Below are 18821 nucleotides of genomic sequence, written 5' to 3' on the forward strand. Positions count from 1 at the left end.
TAATGAAGAAACTGAAAATCCGCACGGTGCCGATTTCCGCCATGCTCGGCCTGACGATCATTGCCGTGAACCTGATTGCCGCGCTGTTCGCGCCCTGGCTGGCACCGCATAGCGAAACCGCGCAGGTGGGGGATATCTGGATGCTGCCCTCCAGCGCCATGCCGCTCGGCACTGACAGCCTCGGCCGCGATATGTTGTCGCGTATTCTGTTTGGCGCGCGTACCACTATCGCCATCGCACTGGCAATCACCGCCATTTCGTTTGTCATCGGCATTCTCACCGGCTTCACCGCCGCCATTTATGGCCGCTGGGTGGATGTGGTGCTGACGCGCATTGTCGATACGCTGATGTCGATTCCGGTGCTGATTCTGGCGCTGATCGTGTTGTCGGTGCTCGGCACCTCGATTCCGGTACTGGTTGGCACCATTGCCTTGCTTGATGCCACTCGCGTCTATCGCCTGGCCCGTCTGGTAGCGCAGGGGATTGTCTGCCAGGAGTATGTCGAAGCGGCACGTCTGCGCGGCGAAGGGCTGGGCTGGATCGTGCGTAAAGAGATTCTGCCCAACGCCATCCCACCGCTGCTGGCGGAGTTTGGCATGCGCTTCTGCTTCACGTTCCTGTTTATCGCCGGTTTGAGCTTCCTCGGGCTGGGCATTCAGCCGCCGTGGGCCGACTGGGGCAGCATGGTGCGCGACAACGCCCAGGCGATCAACTTCGGCCAGCTGGCGCCACTCTATCCGGCTGCCGCTATCGCCCTGCTGACCATCGGCGTCAATCTGGTGGTTGACTGGCTGCTGGTACGCAACAACCTTTCGCTGGGGGAAGAGGGATGACACAACCCATTCTGGAAATGCGCGATCTGCGCATTGAAACCGACCAGGGCATTCCGCTGGTCCAGAACATTTCACTCAGCCTGAAACCCGGTGAAGTGCTGGGGCTGATTGGCGAATCCGGTGCCGGTAAATCCACCATCGGCCTCGCCGCGCTGGGCTATGCCCGTGCGGGCTGCCGCATTGCCGGTGGCGAAGTGCGTATCGCCGGGCGCGATATCGTGCCGCTCTCCAGCAAAGAGAAACGCGAAATTCGTGGCCGCCGCGTAGCCTATGTGGCGCAAAGCGCCGCCGCCGCGTTTAACCCGGCGCTGACCATTGGCAAGCAGGTGTGTGAAGGGCCGATTCGTCATGGCCTGATGAATGCCGCTGAAGCGCAGGCGTGGGCAGTCACCCTGTTCCGTGCGCTGGATCTGCCGGAGCCAGACACCATCGGCCAGCGCTATCCACATCAGCTGTCCGGCGGCCAGTTGCAACGCGCAATGGCAGCGATGGCGATGTCCTGCAAACCCGATTTGCTGGTGATGGACGAACCGACCACGGCACTGGATGTCACCACGCAGATTGAAGTGCTGGTGATGCTGCGCAAGCTGGTACGCGAGTTCAATACCGCCGCGTTGTACATCACCCACGATTTGGCCGTGGTGGCGCAGATTGCTGACCGCATCATGGTGCTGCGCCAGGGCTGCGAAGTGGAAAGCGGCAGCACCACCGACATTCTGCAAAATCCGCTGGAAAGCTATACCCAGCGGCTGGTATCGGAACGCGCCCATGCGCTGACGCCGGTCCACGCGGAAAATGTGGCGCAGGGCCAGTTGCTGACGCTGCAAAATCTCTCCACCGGCTACAACGGTAAAACCGTGGTGCACGGCGTATCGATGAGCCTCGCCAAAGGCGAAACGCTGGCGATTATTGGCGAGTCGGGCAGTGGCAAAAGCACCCTCGCGCGTGCGCTGTGCGGCCTGCTGGGCGATACCGCCGGTAACGTCAGCTTTGCTGGCAAGGTACTGGCGAACCGCTATCAGCAACGCGACAAAGAAACGCTGCGTCGTATTCAGATGATTTATCAGCTGCCGGATGTGGCCCTCAATCCGCGCCAGACCATTCTGGAAGCGATTGGGCGTCCGATCGCCTTCTACTTTGGGCTGGATAAACGCCAGGTACGCGCGCGGGTGGAAGAACTGCTGCGGCTGACCGAGCTGCCGCTCACCCTGATTGATCGTTATCCCGCAGCGCTTTCCGGCGGGCAGAAGCAGCGTGTGTGCATTGCGCGGGCGCTGGCAGCGCAGCCTGAGTTGATTATTTGCGATGAAGCCACCTCGGCTCTCGATCCGCTGGTCGCGGAAGAGGTGCTGAATCTGCTGCGCCGTTTGCAGGAGCAGCTCGGCCTGTCGTACCTGTTTATCACCCACGACCTCAGCACCGTGAAACGCATCGCGCAACAGGTGGCGGTGATGTATCAGGGCAACGTGGTGGCGCAGGGGCCGACCGAACAGGTGTTCAGCGCCCCGATGCACAGCTATACCGAAAAACTACTGACCTCGGTGCCGGAAATGCGCACATCCTGGCTGGATGAAGTGCTGGGTCAGCGTCAGTCAAATGCAATGGCAGGAGCCTCATGAAAACCCTCGTAACGCAGTTTCCCCACAGCGTCAGCGTGACGGAACATATCTGGATCACCCTGAAAGATGGCACCCGTCTGGCTGCCCGCATGTGGCTGCCGCTTTCCGCCAGCCAGCAGCCGGTGCCTGCCATTCTCGAATACATTCCCTATCGCAAGCGCGATGGGACGCGTACCCGCGATGAGCCGATGCACGGCTACTTTGCCGGACAAGGCTACGCGGTGCTGCGCGTGGATATGCGCGGCAGCGGTGAATCTGATGGCCTGTTGGCTGATGAATATCTGTTGCAGGAACAGGAAGATGCGCTGGAAGTAATCGACTGGATCAGCCAGCAGAACTGGTGCAACGGCGCAGTCGGCATGATGGGCAAATCCTGGGGTGGGTTTAACTGCCTGCAACTGGCTGCCCGTCGCCCACCGGCATTGAAAGCGATCATCACCGTGTGCTCCACCGACGATCGTTATAACGACGATATCCACTACAAAGGCGGCTGCCTGCTGAATGACAACCTGTGGTGGGGCGGCATTATGCTGGCCTATCAAAGCCGTCCGCAGGACCCGCAGCTGGTGGGCGATAGCTGGTATCAGGACTGGCTCAATCGTCTGGAAAACATGCCGTTTTTCCCGGCGCTGTGGATGGATCATCCGCTGAAAGATGCCTACTGGAAACACGGTTCGGTCGGGGAAGACTGGGCGGCAATTCAGTGTCCGGTGATGGCGGTCGGCGGCTGGGCCGACTCCTACAGCAACGCGGTGTTCCGTCTGATGGACAACCTTGACGTGCCGCGTAAGGCAATCATCGGCCCGTGGGCGCATATCTATCCGCAGGATGGCACGCCGGAACCGGCCATTGGTTTCCTGCAGGAAGCAGTAACCTGGTGGGACCACTGGCTGAAGCAGGTGGATAATGACGCGCTGGCCGGTCCACGCGTGCAGGCATGGCTGAACGACAGTCAGCGTCCGGGTTCGCAGCGTCCGCAGGCGTTTGGTGAGTGGATCGCCATCGACGGGGATACCGACGAAGTGACCAAAGCGCAACGCTGGCATTTACAGCCCAGTACCCTTGCCCCGACACCACTGGAGCAGGACAGCTGGCAGGCCATCTGTACCCAGCAAAACCACGGGCTGTTTGCCGGGGAGTGGATGGGCGCGGGCGTGCTGGGTGAAAGCCCGAGCGACCAGCGGATGGACGATGGCCTGGCGGAGAGCTTTGACAGCGCGCCGCTCAACGAAAGCCTGAGCATCTACGGCTTCCCGCAGTTCAGCGTCAAACTCAGCAGCGATAAACCGGCGGCGATGCTGTACGTGCGTTTGTCCGATGTCGCGCCCGACGGGGCATCAACCCGCGTAACCCACGGCTGGGTCAACCTCAGCCATTTGCAGGGACAGGATAAAAACGTGCCGCTGACGCCGGGTGAAACGGTGGATGTGCAGGTGCAGCTGGACGGCATCGCCTGGCGTTTTGCCGCCGGACATCGTCTGCGCATCTCGCTGGCGACCACCTTCTGGCCGATGATTTGGCCGATGGCGGAAATGGCGACGTTGCAGGTGAATCTGGCCAGCGCCGCGCTCGATCTGCCGGTATGCCGCCAGGTGTCACCGATTGCCGGGCCGAATCCACAACCGGCTACCGCCGCCAATACGCCGCTGACCCTGCTGTCACCGGGGCGTGTCGAGCGTGAGCTGCGTTATGACGTGGTGAATGACAGCTGGCAAAGCGTGACACACGGCATCGGCGGGGTGTTTGGCGAGGGGGTCTATCGTTTCGACGATATCGATACCACCGTCGATCACAGCCTGCGTCGTCAGCTGACCGTGCATAACCAGGACCCGCTGTCCGCTCATTATCTGCTGACGCAAAGCATGAAGATCGGGCGCGAAGGCTGGTGGACGGAAACCGATATCGTGCTGGAGATGCGCAGTGATCTGACGCATTTCATCATCAGCGGTGAGATGAAGGTGCAGCACAACGGCGAAACGGTATGTACGAAGCAGTGGGATCGACGCATTAAACGTTAACAAAACCGCGCCGTTACAGGCCACACCAGGCCGTAGCGGCGCGATTTATCGCGCAATCAGGAACGCGGATACTTATCGCTATTCACCCAGGCGTGATCTTTCTCCCAGGTAAATTTCCACAGACGAACCGGCCCCGCCATCACGTTGAGATAATAATTGTCATACCCCGCCAGCGTCGCCACCGGATGGTAGCCACGCGGCACCGTGACCACATCGCGGTTATACGGTGCCAGGCATTCGTCCAGCGAACGGTCGTCGGTGTACACGCGCTGCATGGCGAAACCGGGCTCCGGATCGAAACGATGATAATACGTCTCTTCCAGATAGGTTTCGTCCGGGCTGTCTTTCTGATCGTGCTTGTGGCTCGGATAAGAACTGGTTGCCCCTTCGTCGGTGTAAACTTCCACCACCAGCAGGCTATCAGCCGGTTTGTTGTCCGGCAGAATGTTATGCACCAGGCGCTGGTTGCGTCCCTTACCACGATGCTCGACCCCGACATCTTCCGGCGCAATCAGGCGCGCTGGCAGATTGCCCTGGCTGGGGGCGTTACACACCGCCAGCTCCAGATCGCTATCGGCGTAGACTTCCACCTCATCGTTATGCGGCACATAAACCGAATAAGGCGGAATCCGCTCGAAGGGTGACAAACGCTTGCCCAGATTCGGGAACTCAGCATGACGGGTTTTTACCGAGGCAAAGCCCGCCACCAGCACCAGACACAGCTCTTTATCAGCGCTGGCAAGCCGAAGAGTTTGGCCTTTTTTCAGCAGATACGCATCAAAGCCCACGTATCCCCAACCGGCACTTTCCGGCGTGACATGCTGGATACGGCCATTGCTGTCTGGCTGCTGCGCTTTCGCAAGTAGTGACATCCCAATTCTCCTTAACCCAGAGTCGGCATGCTGAACTCAGAGACCGTCTGCTGACCGCTCGGCCAGCGCACGGTGGCAGTTTTCATGCGGGTGTAGAAACGCACGCCATCCGGCCCGTGGACATTCAGCGCACCAAACACCGAACGTTTCCAGCCACCGAAGCTGTGGAAGGCCATCGGCACCGGAACCGGTACGTTGACGCCGACCATGCCCGCTTCCACATCCTGCACAAACTCACGCGCGGTGTGGCCGTTGCTGGTAAAGATGGCGCTGCCATTGCCGAATTCATGGCTGTTCACAAGTTGCAGCGCGCTGCTGAAATCCGGGGAACGCATGATGCTCAGTACCGGTCCGAAGATCTCTTCGCGCCAGATGGTCATCTCTGAGGTTACGTTGTCGAACAGCGTGCCGCCCACGTAGTAACCTTCTGCATGGCCTGGCACCTGATAGTTACGGCCATCGACCACCAGTTTCGCGCCTTCCTGCTCACCTTTGTCGATGTAGCCCAGCACTTTTTTCTGGTGCGCGGCAGACACCACCGGCCCCATTTCATTCTCTTCGGCACCTTTCTGGATACCCGGTCCGACGCGCAGCGCTTTGATCAGCGGGGTCAGACGAGCGATCAGTTTGTCGGCCGTACCCTCACCCACCGCCACCACGACAGGCAGTGCCATGCAACGCTCACCGGCAGAACCAAAAGCGCCGCCCATGATGGCATTCACCGTGGCATCCAGATCGGCATCCGGCATCACGATGGCGTGGTTTTTCGCGGCACCAAACGCCTGAACACGTTTGCCATGCGCACTGGCAGTTTTGTAGATATGTTCTGCCACGCCGGAAGAACCGACGAAGCTCACCGCCGCCACGCGCGGATCTTTATACAGTTGCTCGGCATCTTCGTTGGAAGAGTGGACCACGTTGAACACGCCATCCGGCAGGCCCGCTTCTTTCAGCAGCTCCGCCATACGCACCGAAGCGGAGGGGTCCAGCGCCGGTGGCTTGAGAATAAAGGTGTTACCGCAGGCCAGTGCGATCGGGAACATCCACAGCGGCACCATCGCCGGGAAGTTAAATGGGGTAATACCCGCTACCACACCCACCGGCTGCATCAGTGAGTAGCTGTCTACGCCGCCACCCACGTTTGGCGAGTTTTCGCCTTTAATCAGATGCGGAATGCCGCAGGCAAATTCGATCACTTCAATGCCGCGCGTCAGCTCACCCAGCGCATCGGACCAGACTTTGCCGTGCTCGGAGACGATCAGCGCCGCCAGCTCCTCACGGTGCTGTTCCATCAGCGCTTTAAAGTTGAACATCACGCGGGCACGACGCAGCGGGGAGGTTTTGGACCATTCCGGGAATGCCGCATGAGCGACTTCAATCGCTTTAGCGACTTCATCTGAGGTGCTCTGCGTCAGTTCACGCACCACTTTGCCGGTCGCCGGATCGTACACCGGAATAGTTTCATTGCTGGCGCTGTGGGTAATCTGGCCGCCGATAAAGTTTCCTACGATGTTCATGTCGTTGCCTCTTTAATGTGTAAACCCGCGAGAACGAAAAAGCATGGTATGAAGCTATTACAGTGAAATAAATTTTTCAAATACTTATTTTTGGAAAATTTCCTTTTAGCGGACTGGATCGCATTTTCCTGCCTATGGCATCCCGACATCACGCCACACCTGGACATTAAACAAAACGAAAAATGAAATTTTTGCGAGGAAGATCCAATATCTGAAGTTTCATAATTCACTAACAATGAAATAAATGTTCTCTTTAGCACCATCTTACCCGCACCCCATTACAGGAGCCGTCACATGGCCATCGATCCCACCCGTTTCTGTATTAACCGTAAAATTGCCCCGACGCTGTCGCTGGAAGCTTTTTTCCAGCTGGTGCAGCGTCTGGGTTTAAACAAAGTGGAACTGCGTAACGATATGCCGGGCGGCAGGGTGACGGATGATCTGAGCGTGGCGCAGCTGCGCGCGTTGACCGACAAATATCACATCGAAATCGAAACCATTAACGCGCTCTATCCGTTCAACCGTCCTGATGACGCGCTGCTGGCCAAAGCCGAAGCCCTGTTGCAGGAAGCCCAGCAAATTGGCGCGAAAGCACTGGTGATGTGTCCGCTGAATGAAGGCATCGCCATTGCCCCGGAACAGACGCTGGCAGCGCTGCAAACCCTTGCTCCACGCTTTGCCCATTATGGCATCCAGGGGCTGGTGGAGCCGCTCGGCTTCCCGGTCAGCTCCTTACGTTCCGCCGTGCAGACGCAGCAGCTCATTCGTGATGCGCAGGTGCCGTTCAAACTGCTGCTGGATACGTTCCATCATCATTTGTACGAAAACGCGGAGCAGGAGTTCCCGCAGGAGATTGATGTTAACCAGATTGGCCTGGTGCATCTGTCTGGCGTGGAAGATACGCGCCCGACCGATCAACTCACCGATGAACAACGCATCATGCTGAGTAATAACGATGTGCTAAACAGCGTGGCCCAGGTGAAACGCCTGGAGATGCTGGGTTACAAAGGCATCTACGCCTTTGAACCCTTCTCGTCTGAGCTGGAGAACTGGAGCGCCAAAGATATCGAACGTGAAATCCGCGCCAGTATTGAATTGCTGCAAGCCTGATTGAAAACGGGGGCCACTGTCCATCGCCCCCCTGCCAGACCCTTATCTGTGTCAATGACACAATTTGTTGTATTTGGCCTCGGTCGGAGGCCTTTCTTTCCCCGTCATACTTTAAGCCGCAGGTGCGTTGGCTGCGCTCGCGCACCCCAGTCACTTACAACTGTAAGCTCCTGGGGATTCACTCCCTTGCCGCCTTCCTGCAACTTAAATTATTTAGGGGAAATGTCTATTTCGGGTTCGGGTTCGGGTTCGGAAACCTGCTTTTGACTCATCCGCAGCGTACACACCAGCGCCAGACACACCAGCAACGCGGTGAGGAAATAGACCAGCGGCACTCCGGCGAAACTCATGATGAAACCGGCGATCGGCCCGGTGATCCCCAGCGATAAATCCATAAACGCCGTATAGGTTGCCAGCGCGCTCCCCTGATTCTGCTGCGGCACCACTTTTACCGCCACCACACCAATCGCCGGGAACACCAGCGAGAAACCTGCGCCGGTAAAAAATGCCCCGACTTTTGCCATCCAGGGATCGAACGAACCTGCCACCAGGAACAGGCCCACGGCTTCCACCGCAAAACAGATGCTGGCGACCCGTAAGCCACCGAGACGATTGATGGCGTTGGGAAACAGCAGACGCGTACCGACAAACGCTGCGCTGAACAGCGTCAGCGCGAACGCGGCACCATCCCAGCCTTTATCCTGATAAAACAGGGTGATAAAGGTCGCGATCACGCCAAACCCTGCCGACCCCATAGCCAGAATCAGGCCAAAGCCATAAATTTTCCCCAGCACATCACGAAATGGCAGTGGTTTGGCTTTGCTGCCTTTCACCGGCGCACGCGGCAGCGCCAGCGCAATCGCCAGCACGCAAATGGCGATAATGATACCGGACAGCAACAACAACCCACCGGCGCGGAAAATCACCACCCCAAGCGGGGCACCGATTGCCATCGCCCCGTAGGTGACGATGCCGTTCCAGGAAATCACCCGGCCAATATGCAGCGAGCCGACGCGCGCCACGCCCCATAGCGAAGTACCGGTGCCGGAGAAACTTTGCCCGACACCGAGGATCACGCGGCCCAGGCATAGCAGCCCGAGGCTCAGCACCGACCAGCTTTCGGTCAGCGCCGACAGCAGAATGCACAAGCCACTGAGGAAACAGCCGCATAGCCCGAGCACCACCACTTTTTTCGGTCCCCATTGATCGGCGTAACGTCCGGCATGGGGGCGGCTTAACAGGGTGGCAAGATATTGCAGGCTAATCACCAGCCCAGCCCAGAAGGCGCTGTAGCCGAGTCCGTCATGGACAAAACCCGGCAGCACCGCCAGCGGCAGGCCGATGGTGAGATAGCTGGCAAAATTGAACATCACGATGGAGAGGATCAGTAAATTCAGACGGAAAGGCGTTAAAGCTGGTTCCGTGGCAGGCAGGTCAGGCATGAGTGAGTGCGCTCGTGTTTGACGAATTTTTTATAATCGAACGGTAACTATACGCTTTTTCGCCTGCTGCGCATCATAGTCTCTGATGATATTTGGTCATCTTTCCGTCATATCTCCGCCGTAGACTCGCCGCCAATGAAATCCCAAAGAGGATAACAATCTGATGACGCTCCTGATAAACCATCGGGTGCGCGTGGCGTATGCCGACTCCCTGCTGCTGGCGGGAGGTGGCCGATGACGCGTGTCGCGCAGCCTATCGAACTGAAAAATCTCAGCTGGTCAGCGGGTAACCTGACCATTCTGCACGATCTCTCCCTGACCATTCCCGCCGGACAAACGCTGGCGCTGCTCGGCCCCTCCGGCTGTGGCAAAAGCACGCTGCTGAAATTGCTGGCGGGCCTGCTGCAACCCTCGGCGGGTGAAATCTGGATCGGTGACCAGTGCGTGGCCTCGGCACGCCACTGTGCCGCGCCAGAAGCGCGCAACCTCGGCATGGTGTTCCAGGATTACGCGCTGTGGCCGCATATGAGCGTGGTGCAGAATGTCGCCTTTCCCCTGCGGATGCGCGGCGTAAAGAAAGCGGTGGCACTGCAACAGGCGGAAGCCGCTCTGGCACAGGTTGGCCTCGCCGGGTTTGGCGATCGTAAACCCGCCATGCTGTCGGGCGGCCAGCAACAACGTGTGGCGTTAGCCCGCGCGCTGGTGGCGAAACCAGCGATTCTGCTGTTCGACGAGCCCTTATCCAACCTTGACCGCGATCTGCGCGAAACCCTCGCGCAGACCATGGCGCAGCTGCTGCGCGCTGCCGGGATCACCGCCGTTTACGTAACGCATGACCGCGAGGAAGCCAACACCCTGGCCGACCGCATTATCCATCTGGCGCAGGGCCAGATTGTTTCAGTGACTGACCTCTCAGGGGAAACCAATGCCATCTCTCAAATCTGTTAAAACAGGAGCCATCAGCGCGATGATTTTGACCTCCGCCATGATGATGATGAACGATGCCGAAGCACTGACGGTGTACACCGCCGGTCCTGGCTCACTGGCGAAAAGCCTCGCCACCGGGTTTGAAAAACAGACCGGGGTTAAGGTGAATATCTTCCAGGCCACCACCGGCAAAGTGATGGCGCGTCTGGAAGCGGAACAGGCAAATCCGCAGGCGGATGTGTTGATCTCCGCTTCCTGGGACACTGCCGAGGACCTGCAACAACGTGGCTGGCTGCTGCCGTATCAAAGCCCGAACGCGGCAAACGTTCCGGCAGCGTTTAAAACCGATGCTTACGTCGCGCAGGGCATCTCCGCACTCGGCATCGTATGGAACACCAACAGCAATACGCCGGAACCCAAAACCTGGCAGGATCTCACTGGCCCGGCGTTCAAAGACAAAATCACCACCCCCGACCCGGCGCTGTCGGGTGCCTCCCTCGACCTGCTGATTGGTTTGCAGAATGGTGAAGGCGAGAAAGCGTGGCAGCTGTTTGATCAACTGAAAGCCAACGGCATGGTGATCAGCGGCCCGAACGCGCAGGCCGTAACGCCGGTGTTGCAGGGGGCGAAAGCCGCGGTGTTTGGCGCGGTGGATTACGTGACTTACAACAACATCGCCCAGGGTGAAGCGGTGAAAGTGATTTTCCCGGAAAACGGCACCGTGGTGGCCCCGCGTCCGATGATGATCCTGAAAAGCAGCCAGCATGCCGCCGATGCCAAAGCCTTTATCGATTATGTACTGTCGGATGAAGGCCAGCAGCAGGTGGCAAAAGCCTGGCTGATGCCTGCCCGTACCGATATCAAAGCGCAACGTCCGTTAATCACCGAGATCAAACTGTTGCCGGTGAATCAGGAAGGCGGCAGTGAACGCGCCGCGGTGCTGAAGCGCTTTGCCACGCTGTTTGGACAATAAACCATGTCGCGTGCCCTGTTTAACGGCCTGATCCTGCTGGCACTGCTGATACTGGTGGCGCTGCCGCTGCTGTTTATCCTGCTCCAGGCGTTGTTTCCGCATCTGAGCGAGGGGCAATGGCAGGGCGCTTTCAGTGCGCTGCCCGCGTTACTGGAAGATCCGCAACTGGTGCCAATGTGGCTGGGTACGCTGAAAATTGGTCTCGGCGTGGCGCTCGGCAGCCTGGTACTGGGCCTGCCGCTCGGTGCGCTGCGTGGCTTGTTTCGTCTGCCAGCGGCGGCGCTGTGGGATTTGTTGTTTCTTATCCCCTTCCTGACGCCACCCTATATTGTGGCGCTGGCCTGGACGCTGGCGCTGCAACGCAATGGTTATGTCGAGCAGCTCACCGGCCTGAATTTTGACAGCCTGTTGTTTAGCAGCAGCGGCATGATGCTGGTGATGACGCTCAACATCTTCCCGGTGGTTTATTTCGCGGTGTCGCGCTCGCTGATGGCAAGCGGACAGCGTCTGGCCTGGGTCGCGCGGGTGCATGGCGCTCACGCCTGGCGCGCCTTTGCGCAGATCACCCTGCCGCTGACCTTACCCGCTCTGGCCGGTGGCGTACTGCTGGCGTTTACGCTGGCGATTGAGGAATACGGCGTACCTGCGGCGCTTGGCGCACGCGCCGGGTTAACCCTGATGACCGTCGGCATTGAGCAAAAACTGGCTGACTGGCCGATCGATCTGCCGGGGGCTGCCTCGCTCTCGCTGATGCTCAGCCTGGTGGCGCTGCTGGCGTGGTTTTGTCAGCGTAAGCTTACCGGCAGCAGCGATGTCACGGCGGTGAGCGGTAAACCGGTGGCGCAGGAAGCCGCCAGTCCCGGTCGCTGGCAATTGCCGATGTTGCTGCTATTCGTGCTCACCGCCCTGCTGGCGGTGGCGCTGCCGCTCGGCGCGATGACGCTGAGCGGCTTGCTGAACACCTTGTCGGGCGGCATTCATCCCGGCAACCTGACGCTGCGTCATTTCACTGCGCTGTTCAGCCAGCAGGGTGATGCGCTGGCGGCGTTCTCCACCAGCATCGGGCTGGCGCTCGGCGCGGCATTACTCACCGGGTTGCTCGGATTTTTGATTGCCTGGCGCGTGGCCGAGGGTAAAACGCGTTTGCTGGCGCTGATGGATGGCCTGGCCTTGCTGCCTGCGGCGATGCCGGGGGTGGTGATTGGCGTCGGGCTGATTTTGCTGTGGAATCGCGGCTTCTGGCCGGTCTCTCCCTACAATACGCTGGCGATTTTGCTGCTTTCCTACAGCTGCCTGCTGCTGCCCTGGCCGGTGCGCTATGTCAGCAGCGCCCTGCGTCAACTGGGTCCGACGCTGGAACCGGCAGCGCGGGTGCACGGTGCCTCGCGCTTGCAGGCGCTGCGATTGATTGTGCTGCCGCTGGTCACCCCGAGCCTGCTGGCGGCGATGATGATGGTGTTCGCCGTCGCCTCGCGCGAGCTGGTCACCTCCCTGCTGCTGGCCCCGGCGGGGGTACAAACCGTGGCGATATTTATCTGGCGGCAGTTCGAACAGGGCTCCGTGGGCCAGGGCATGGCGATGGCGACGCTGACGTTGTTCGCCAGCCTCAGCCTGATGCTGGCGGCGCTGGGTCTGCTACGGCGGCAAACGGCTTAAACTTGCACGGATCCGTAGCGGCGCGATTTATCGCGCTATTTACAACGCTGCCCAGGCCAAAAGGCGCGCGATAAATCGCGCCGCTACGTCTCTTGCTTGATGGTCAGCCCGGAGAGTTCCAGTTTCAGCGCGGTAACGTCCGCAGCAGCAGACATCCCCCTCGCCAGCGCATCGAACAGGTTGTCGTCGCCATCCCTGCTGCGGCCTGCAATTCTCCAGCTGGCGGGCTGCCCGCGATTCCCCGGCGGAATATTCAACGCGTCATACATCAGCAACCCGCCTTTGTTCTGCCGGGCGCGGAGGGCCACCAGGTTATCCACCGACAGCACCTCATCCCCGATGCTGCCCGACTGCCATCCCGCCGGGGTGCAAACCCGCACCCTGTCATCCAGTTCCACCACCAGAATATTGAGGTTTCGGGCGCGGGCGATTTGCCGGATGTGATCATTTTTCACTGCCTGATAATGGGCAAAGTTAATGATATCCATCTGATAATCAGGGCCGTAACCAATCAGCAACTCCTCGCCTTTGCTAATTTTTCTCCGAGTGACATACACTACCGCCACCCCCTTGTGACGCGGCTTTTTGGCATAGAAAACCATCACATTGTTTTCACCGCGTAGCGGATAACCCGGCAGATGGCCGGTATTGATCAACGCCAGCAGGTTCGGATGTTGATAACCACTGACAGAAACATTCGGCTGCCGGGTGGCAAACAGATAGGTGAAAATGGCATGCGGGCCGTGTTTTTTTATCGCGGCGTCCAGGCTACTCGTACCGGCAAGCATATCCCCGGAGTAGATGCCGAGATAGGTTAAGGCCGGGATATCTTCCCGCGCCACAATCTGATTGCCTGCCGGATCGTCGGGCTGCTTTTTGATAGCGAAAAAACGCGCAAACAACGCCGCATCACTCTTGCCATCCGTTTTCACCGCCAGCCTCACCTGATCCCGCACTGCCTGTTGCCGGGTATCTGGCAGGATGTTCAGCCCCACCACGTCCACCTGCTGCCAGTCACCCAGTGTTTCCTGCGTGACACTCTGCCCGGTCAAAGGATCACGCAGTAGCGGACCGGCATAATTTTGCGCCCGCTGCGCGAAGGATCTCTCCTCAAGGACAACAGGTTCAGCCATTTCTGCCTGCTCCATGGGTTCGGGTTTGATAACCGTGGCGGGCAGCGCTAACAACTGGAATGACTTTATTTCGGCGTACAGGCTATTCGGCTGGATCTTGTAGTGCCTTGCCAGCTGCAACTGACTGATCTTCGGCCAGAGCGACAAATCTTTATTTTCCAGATAAAGCCGCGCCACCCGTACCGTATCCGGGGCTTCCTGTGGCGAAAGACGTTTATTCAGAAAGCGGATTTGCCTTACAGTCAGTACCGACGACTGAAACTGGTTGATATCGGCACGCAGGGTATTCAGGTTGACCTTGTAATAAGCGGCTAACTGAAAGGTGGTGATGCCTGGCCATTCCAGGCTGCGCCTCTGATCAACATAGAGTTCTGCCACCTGGCTGGTTGTGATGCCCTCCACTAACGGCAGGTGGCAATGAAGATACGTTTCCTGCGCCGACATCAGCGGAGCATTCTTCATAGAACCAATTTTATAGATGAGAGTGGAGAGTTTAACCCTGAAGTGTTGTGCCAGAATTCGCTGGGTAATGCCCCGTGTTTCAAGCGCACTTTTAAAATCGAGCCAGACTCTGGCTACGGCTGCGGCAGTGATCTTTTTGTTCGCGGCTATCAGGCTATTGAGCCACTGCTTATCCCCGGCTTGCAGCGCAATGGGTTTTTCAATACTGATGGTTCTGCTGAGCGTGTTATGGTGCAACTGACAATATTTTGCCAGTTGCACCACGGTGATGCCCTGTGAGTCCAGCAACGCTTTATTATCGTGGGTTAAACGAGCGACCGCTTTCGCATTAGCCCAGGACGGCAACAACTTTTTCAGCGTGGCTTTTTGCCCCGCCGTTAACGGCACCGATTTAAGCCAGTTGATTTTGCGCACCAGGTTATCGCGGCTGACCTTGTAGTGTTTGCTCAACATGATCCGGTTGATATTTTTCTCGCGAAACATCTGCTCATTCGCGAGAAATAACCGGGCTACCGCATCCACATCCGGCTTGTTTTCCAGGGTGAGCAGACTATGCAGCAGGCTTTGCTGTGAGGGTGTGAGCTCAACGGGTTTAGCCTTGTCGATGGCTTTTTCCAGGGTTCGCTTATTAATGCCGCAATGTACCGCCAGCTGGCGCTGAGAAATTTGTTGCCTGACCAGGAGCGGCTGATGGTCAAAATAGCGCTGCGCGACTTCGCTTAGCGTCAGTTTCTCAGCGGCCGGAAAGTGTTCATTCAGCGTCGCCTGCTGCTCCTGCGTAAGTATGCTCGGCCTGGCCCCGCCGATGGCTATCCACTCGATGCCATAATAGCTCGACAGTACCCGCTGGGTGATTTTTAACTCCTCCATGGCCTTATGATTATCCACAAATAGCCGGGCCACGGCCTTCGCATCGGGATGCGTTTCCGCAGGTAGCCGTTTATGCAGGTAGCTTTTCTGCTCTGAGGTGACCTTTGCCGGGGATATCCTGATTAAAGCGCGTAGCAGGGAGCTGCGCGATATCCCGTAGTACCAGGCAAGGACTATCTGAGTCACTGACTTCGGACGAGAACGATCTTTATACAGGGCCGCCACTGCGCTGTTTTTCTCTGCTCCCTCGGGTACGCTGTGCCGCTCAAGCCATTGACGCGCCTGATCAGAGAGTGTGCCCAGGAGTTGCGCGGTCCTTTCTCCGTCTTTCTCCCGTTCCGTCTCGCTACGGTTGGCTCTCAGCCCGCAACCCACCCGCCCTCTTCGCTTCTTTTTTACGCCGTCCTGGTCCGGCACGAGAGATTCGATCGCCGGGTTAGTGATACGGGTAATATTTTTATGCCAGTCCGTCTCAAAGGATGGGCCAGGTTGTGGTGATGGTGATGGGGTTTGTGCCTGAGAGACCGGTGATAAAGGTGCCATCGCTTTTCCTCCCTGTTCGATGACCGGCCAACCGTTGCCGGTTTCCTGAGTATGGCCTGGTCTGTACAAAGAATGCACACACCAGCCACAATTTCACCAGGTCACACTTTTTATGCAAGGAAATGCCAGCAATGGCAAAACTATGTCAATAATCGCAAACCAGGGCCGATAATTGATCACGGTCAGTTTCGTTGTTAATCAAAACGCTAACATGCACGGCCCCGGGAAAATGCTATGCTGCGGAAGCCGCAGCATGCCCTCTTCCTGCTGCTTACATCTACCGAGGAACGCCTGGTGCCACCGCAGAGAAAACATCGCGATTTTGGCTGGCTGTTGATTGTTTGTGCCGGGCTGCTGCCCCTGGTGCTCGGTATCTTGTGTACGGCGATTGAAGCGCGACATACCGTGCATCAGCAGCAAATCAGTACCGCCAACTCCCTGCTGGCCCAGGCCGAAAAAATGAGCGACAGCGCCTGGGATATGATCACCGGGCTGCGCCAGTATCACTATCAACCCTGTTCGGCGATTGAAGACAAGCTGCAACGTGCCGGTAACCTGAACGCCTATTTTCGTTCGATTGGTAAGCTGGAAGGAGAGAATGTCACCTGCTCCTCTGCATATGGCATGAATCCTGGCACCCTGAGCGAAATGATCATGCGGCAACCGCCGGTGACCGGCAAAGCCTGGTGGAGCATTTCCATTAGCGGCACCTCCGGCGTACCGGATCGCCCGGCGGTGGTTTTTGTCCGTCAGTTGCCCGATGGTGAAGGGTTTTGGGCAGTGATTGATGGCCAATATCTGATGGACTTTATACAGGCGATTGGCGAATCGCGTGGCTATCGCATGAGTATACGGTTTAACGAGGGTGCGGCCATCTCCTACGGGCCACGCGAACAACGACCGGAAACCTACCTGAAAAGCGAAGCCTGGTCGGCACAATCCAGCCGCTATCCCATCAGTGTGGAAGTTATCGTCCCGCCCAGCGAGCTGCTGAAAGCCTGGCGGCAGGCGCTGTTTATTTTCCTGCCAATGGCGGCCATTTTCTCCATCCTGTTGATGATTCTCACCGCCAACTGGCTGCGCCGCCGCATCTCATGGCGTGATGAAATTCGTCGGGCCATGCGCAATCGCCAGTTTTCCGTTCATTATCAGCCGGTCTACAGCGTGACCCAGCAATGCTGCGCCGGTGCCGAAGCGCTACTGCGCTGGCAATTGCCGAATGGCGATATGATTCGCCCTGACATCTTTATCAGCGCGGCGGAAGAAGAAGGCATGATCGTCCCTCTGACGCGCCATTTGCTGGAGCTGATGGCCGAAGATATTCAGAGCTGGCATGTGCAACCGGGTTTCCATATCGGACTGAACGTGGCGGCAGAACATCTGCAACATTCGGAATTCGTTAATGATATTCAGCTGTTTGCCCGACGTGTGAAAGATAAACAACTACAGATTACGCTGGAGCTGACGGAACGCAGTCTGATTCACGACGGCGAAGACGTGGCGCGCAAGTTGCGCCTGTTGCAATCACAGGGGATGAAAGTAGCGATTGACGACTTCGGCACCGGCCATTGCTCGCTCAGCTATCTGCAAACCTTCCCGCTTGATTATCTGAAAATTGATCGCGGCTTTATCAACGCCATTGAGCGGCTGGATGGCGAAACGCCGGTACTGGATGCGATCATCAACCTCAGCCATAAGTTACAGCTTGAGGTGCTGGGTGAAGGGGTGGAGACTTGGTTACAATTCCAGTACCTGCAGCAACGTGGTGTGGTATTTATTCAGGGCTATTATTACGCCTACCCAATGGATAATGACCGGCTGCGTGCGTGGCTCAACGAGCAAGGGGCGCGGCCGCTACTCGCTGAGGAACGCCATGAATCTGAACTGCATCATTCTTGATGATTACCAGAACGTCGCCCTGAATCTTGCCGACTGGACCACGCTGGAACCGCTGGTCCATACCCGCGCGCTAACCACCCATATCGATAACCAGGATGCGCTGGTCAGCCAGATTCAGCACGCCGATATCCTGGTGGTGATGCGCGAACGTACCCCGCTCAGCGCCGAACTGATTGGCCGCCTGCCGAACCTGAAACTGATCGTTACCTCCGGTATGCGCAATGCCTCGATTGATCTCGACGCCTGTCGCGAGCGCTATATCGCGGTTTGCGGCACCGCCAGCAGCAGTGCGCCACCCCTGGAGCTGACATGGGGGCTGCTGCTCGGGCTGGCACGCCATCTCGTCAGTGAAAACCAGGCGCTGCGCAGCAATGGTCCGTGGCAACAGACGCTGGGCATCGGGTTGCAGGGCAAAACGCTGGGGCTGCTGGGTCTGGGGAAAATTGGTGGTGCGATGGCGCAGGTTGCGCAGGCGTTTGGCATGGATGTTTGTGCCTGGAGCCAGAATCTGACTGATGAGCGCGCAGCCGCCTGTGGCGTGAGGAAGATGGCATCGCTGCATGGCTTATTACAGGCAAGTGATGTGGTCTCCCTGCATCTGGTACTGAGCGAACGTACCCACCATCTGCTCGACGCAGCCGCACTGGCGCAAATGAAACCCGGCGCATTGCTGATCAATACCTCGCGAGCGGGTCTTGTCGACCAGGCGGCGATGATTGCGGCATTACAGTCCGGACATTTAGCCGGGGCCGGTCTGGATGTGTTTGAGCAGGAACCCCTGCCCGCCGGGAGTCCATTACGCCAGCTGCCGAACGTGCTGGCGACGCCGCATCTGGGCTATGTCGCCGACCGTAACTACCACACCTACTTTACCGAGGCAGTGGAAAATATCGCCGGTTGGGTGAAGGGCGCGCCGCTGCGTTCACTGCTCTGAACGGCGTTTTTTA

General features: G+C 58.1%; 13 protein-coding genes. 9 read left to right on the forward strand and 4 right to left on the reverse strand.

Annotated features, from left to right (window positions below; translation table 11 throughout):
• Positions 1–2: 2 nt before the first annotated feature.
• Genes HA50_RS19415 through HA50_RS19425 form a run of 3 tightly spaced genes read left to right on the forward strand, consistent with a single transcriptional unit; the run spans position 3 to position 4470 of the window.
• Positions 3–833, forward strand: coding sequence for an ABC transporter permease (locus HA50_RS19415; protein ID WP_084877557.1), 831 nt, complete (start codon positions 3–5; stop codon positions 831–833).
• A complete protein-coding gene (locus HA50_RS19420; protein WP_084877560.1) occupies positions 830–2452 on the forward strand; it encodes an ABC transporter ATP-binding protein in 1623 nt (540 codons plus the stop codon). Before HA50_RS19415 ends, HA50_RS19420 begins: the two co-directional genes overlap by 4 nt.
• A complete protein-coding gene (locus tag HA50_RS19425) occupies positions 2449–4470 on the forward strand; it encodes a CocE/NonD family hydrolase (protein WP_084877562.1) in 2022 nt (673 codons plus the stop codon). The genes HA50_RS19420 and HA50_RS19425 overlap by 4 nt, the downstream gene beginning before the upstream one ends.
• Before the next feature lie 56 nt (positions 4471–4526).
• On the opposite strand, the gene iolB is transcribed toward HA50_RS19425, so the two are convergent.
• Entirely contained in the window at positions 4527–5342 is an 816-nt protein-coding gene (gene iolB, locus HA50_RS19430; RefSeq protein ID WP_084877566.1) for a 5-deoxy-glucuronate isomerase, read from the reverse strand.
• 11 nt (positions 5343–5353) lie between these two features.
• Positions 5354–6859, reverse strand: coding sequence for a CoA-acylating methylmalonate-semialdehyde dehydrogenase (locus HA50_RS19435; protein WP_084877569.1), 1506 nt, complete (start codon positions 6857–6859; stop codon positions 5354–5356).
• A gap of 294 nt (positions 6860–7153) precedes the next feature.
• Between HA50_RS19435 and HA50_RS19440 the strand changes: the two genes are divergently transcribed.
• Positions 7154–7969 carry a TIM barrel protein gene (locus HA50_RS19440; RefSeq protein WP_084877574.1) on the forward strand — a complete coding sequence of 272 codons (816 nt, stop codon included), beginning with the start codon at positions 7154–7156 and terminating at the stop codon, positions 7967–7969.
• A gap of 209 nt (positions 7970–8178) precedes the next feature.
• Here the strand turns inward: HA50_RS19440 and HA50_RS19445 are convergent, their stop codons facing one another.
• Complete coding sequence (locus HA50_RS19445) at positions 8179–9411, reverse strand: MFS transporter (RefSeq protein WP_084877578.1); 1233 nt, start codon at positions 9409–9411, stop codon at positions 8179–8181.
• Positions 9412–9645: 234 nt separating this feature from the next.
• Between HA50_RS19445 and HA50_RS19450 the strand changes: the two genes are divergently transcribed.
• The 3 genes from HA50_RS19450 to HA50_RS19460 are packed head-to-tail and all read left to right on the forward strand — an operon-like array spanning position 9646 to position 12967.
• Positions 9646–10359: an ABC transporter ATP-binding protein gene (locus tag HA50_RS19450; RefSeq protein WP_084877580.1), complete on the forward strand. Its 714-nt coding sequence runs from the start codon at positions 9646–9648 to the stop codon at positions 10357–10359.
• The gene (locus HA50_RS19455) at positions 10337–11311 is read left to right on the forward strand and encodes an ABC transporter substrate-binding protein (RefSeq protein ID WP_208617300.1); all 975 of its coding nucleotides are present in this window, start codon (positions 10337–10339) and stop codon (positions 11309–11311) included. Before HA50_RS19450 ends, HA50_RS19455 begins: the two co-directional genes overlap by 23 nt.
• Positions 11312–11314: 3 nt before the next feature.
• Complete coding sequence (locus tag HA50_RS19460; protein WP_084877586.1) at positions 11315–12967, forward strand: ABC transporter permease; 1653 nt, start codon at positions 11315–11317, stop codon at positions 12965–12967.
• Positions 12968–13050: 83 nt separating this feature from the next.
• On the opposite strand, the gene HA50_RS19465 is transcribed toward HA50_RS19460, so the two are convergent.
• Positions 13051–15975, reverse strand: coding sequence for an SET domain-containing protein (locus tag HA50_RS19465; protein ID WP_139810960.1), 2925 nt, complete (start codon positions 15973–15975; stop codon positions 13051–13053).
• Positions 15976–16269: 294 nt separating this feature from the next.
• Here HA50_RS19465 and HA50_RS19470 point away from each other — a divergent pair, with 294 nt between their 5' ends.
• Together HA50_RS19470 and HA50_RS19475 are read left to right on the forward strand one after the other, a co-directional pair.
• Positions 16270–17874 (forward strand): EAL domain-containing protein, encoded by a 1605-nt coding sequence (locus HA50_RS19470; protein ID WP_084878619.1) that lies wholly within the window; start codon positions 16270–16272, stop codon positions 17872–17874.
• Complete coding sequence (locus tag HA50_RS19475; protein WP_084877591.1) at positions 17849–18808, forward strand: D-2-hydroxyacid dehydrogenase family protein; 960 nt, start codon at positions 17849–17851, stop codon at positions 18806–18808. Before HA50_RS19470 ends, HA50_RS19475 begins: the two co-directional genes overlap by 26 nt.
• Positions 18809–18821 lie beyond the last annotated feature (13 nt).

It is taken from the genome of Pantoea cypripedii (genome assembly GCF_002095535.1).
GTDB lineage: Bacteria > Pseudomonadota > Gammaproteobacteria > Enterobacterales > Enterobacteriaceae > Pantoea > Pantoea cypripedii.

Excerpts from the sequence above, each read along its gene's own strand:
- HA50_RS19415 (WP_084877557.1), top strand. The coding sequence starts at position 3 with ATGAAGAAACTGAAAATCCGCACGGTGCCGATTTCCGCCATGCTCGGC.
- HA50_RS19420 (WP_084877560.1), top strand. The coding sequence starts at position 830 with ATGACACAACCCATTCTGGAAATGCGCGATCTGCGCATTGAAACCGAC.
- HA50_RS19425 (WP_084877562.1), top strand. The coding sequence starts at position 2,449 with ATGAAAACCCTCGTAACGCAGTTTCCCCACAGCGTCAGCGTGACGGAA.
- iolB (WP_084877566.1), bottom strand. The coding sequence starts at position 5,342 with ATGTCACTACTTGCGAAAGCGCAGCAGCCAGACAGCAATGGCCGTATC.
- HA50_RS19435 (WP_084877569.1), bottom strand. The coding sequence starts at position 6,859 with ATGAACATCGTAGGAAACTTTATCGGCGGCCAGATTACCCACAGCGCC.
- HA50_RS19440 (WP_084877574.1), top strand. The coding sequence starts at position 7,154 with ATGGCCATCGATCCCACCCGTTTCTGTATTAACCGTAAAATTGCCCCG.
- HA50_RS19445 (WP_084877578.1), bottom strand. The coding sequence starts at position 9,411 with ATGCCTGACCTGCCTGCCACGGAACCAGCTTTAACGCCTTTCCGTCTG.
- HA50_RS19450 (WP_084877580.1), top strand. The coding sequence starts at position 9,646 with ATGACGCGTGTCGCGCAGCCTATCGAACTGAAAAATCTCAGCTGGTCA.
- HA50_RS19455 (WP_208617300.1), top strand. The coding sequence starts at position 10,337 with ATGCCATCTCTCAAATCTGTTAAAACAGGAGCCATCAGCGCGATGATT.
- HA50_RS19460 (WP_084877586.1), top strand. The coding sequence starts at position 11,315 with ATGTCGCGTGCCCTGTTTAACGGCCTGATCCTGCTGGCACTGCTGATA.
- HA50_RS19465 (WP_139810960.1), bottom strand. The coding sequence starts at position 15,975 with ATGGCACCTTTATCACCGGTCTCTCAGGCACAAACCCCATCACCATCA.
- HA50_RS19475 (WP_084877591.1), top strand. The coding sequence starts at position 17,849 with ATGAATCTGAACTGCATCATTCTTGATGATTACCAGAACGTCGCCCTG.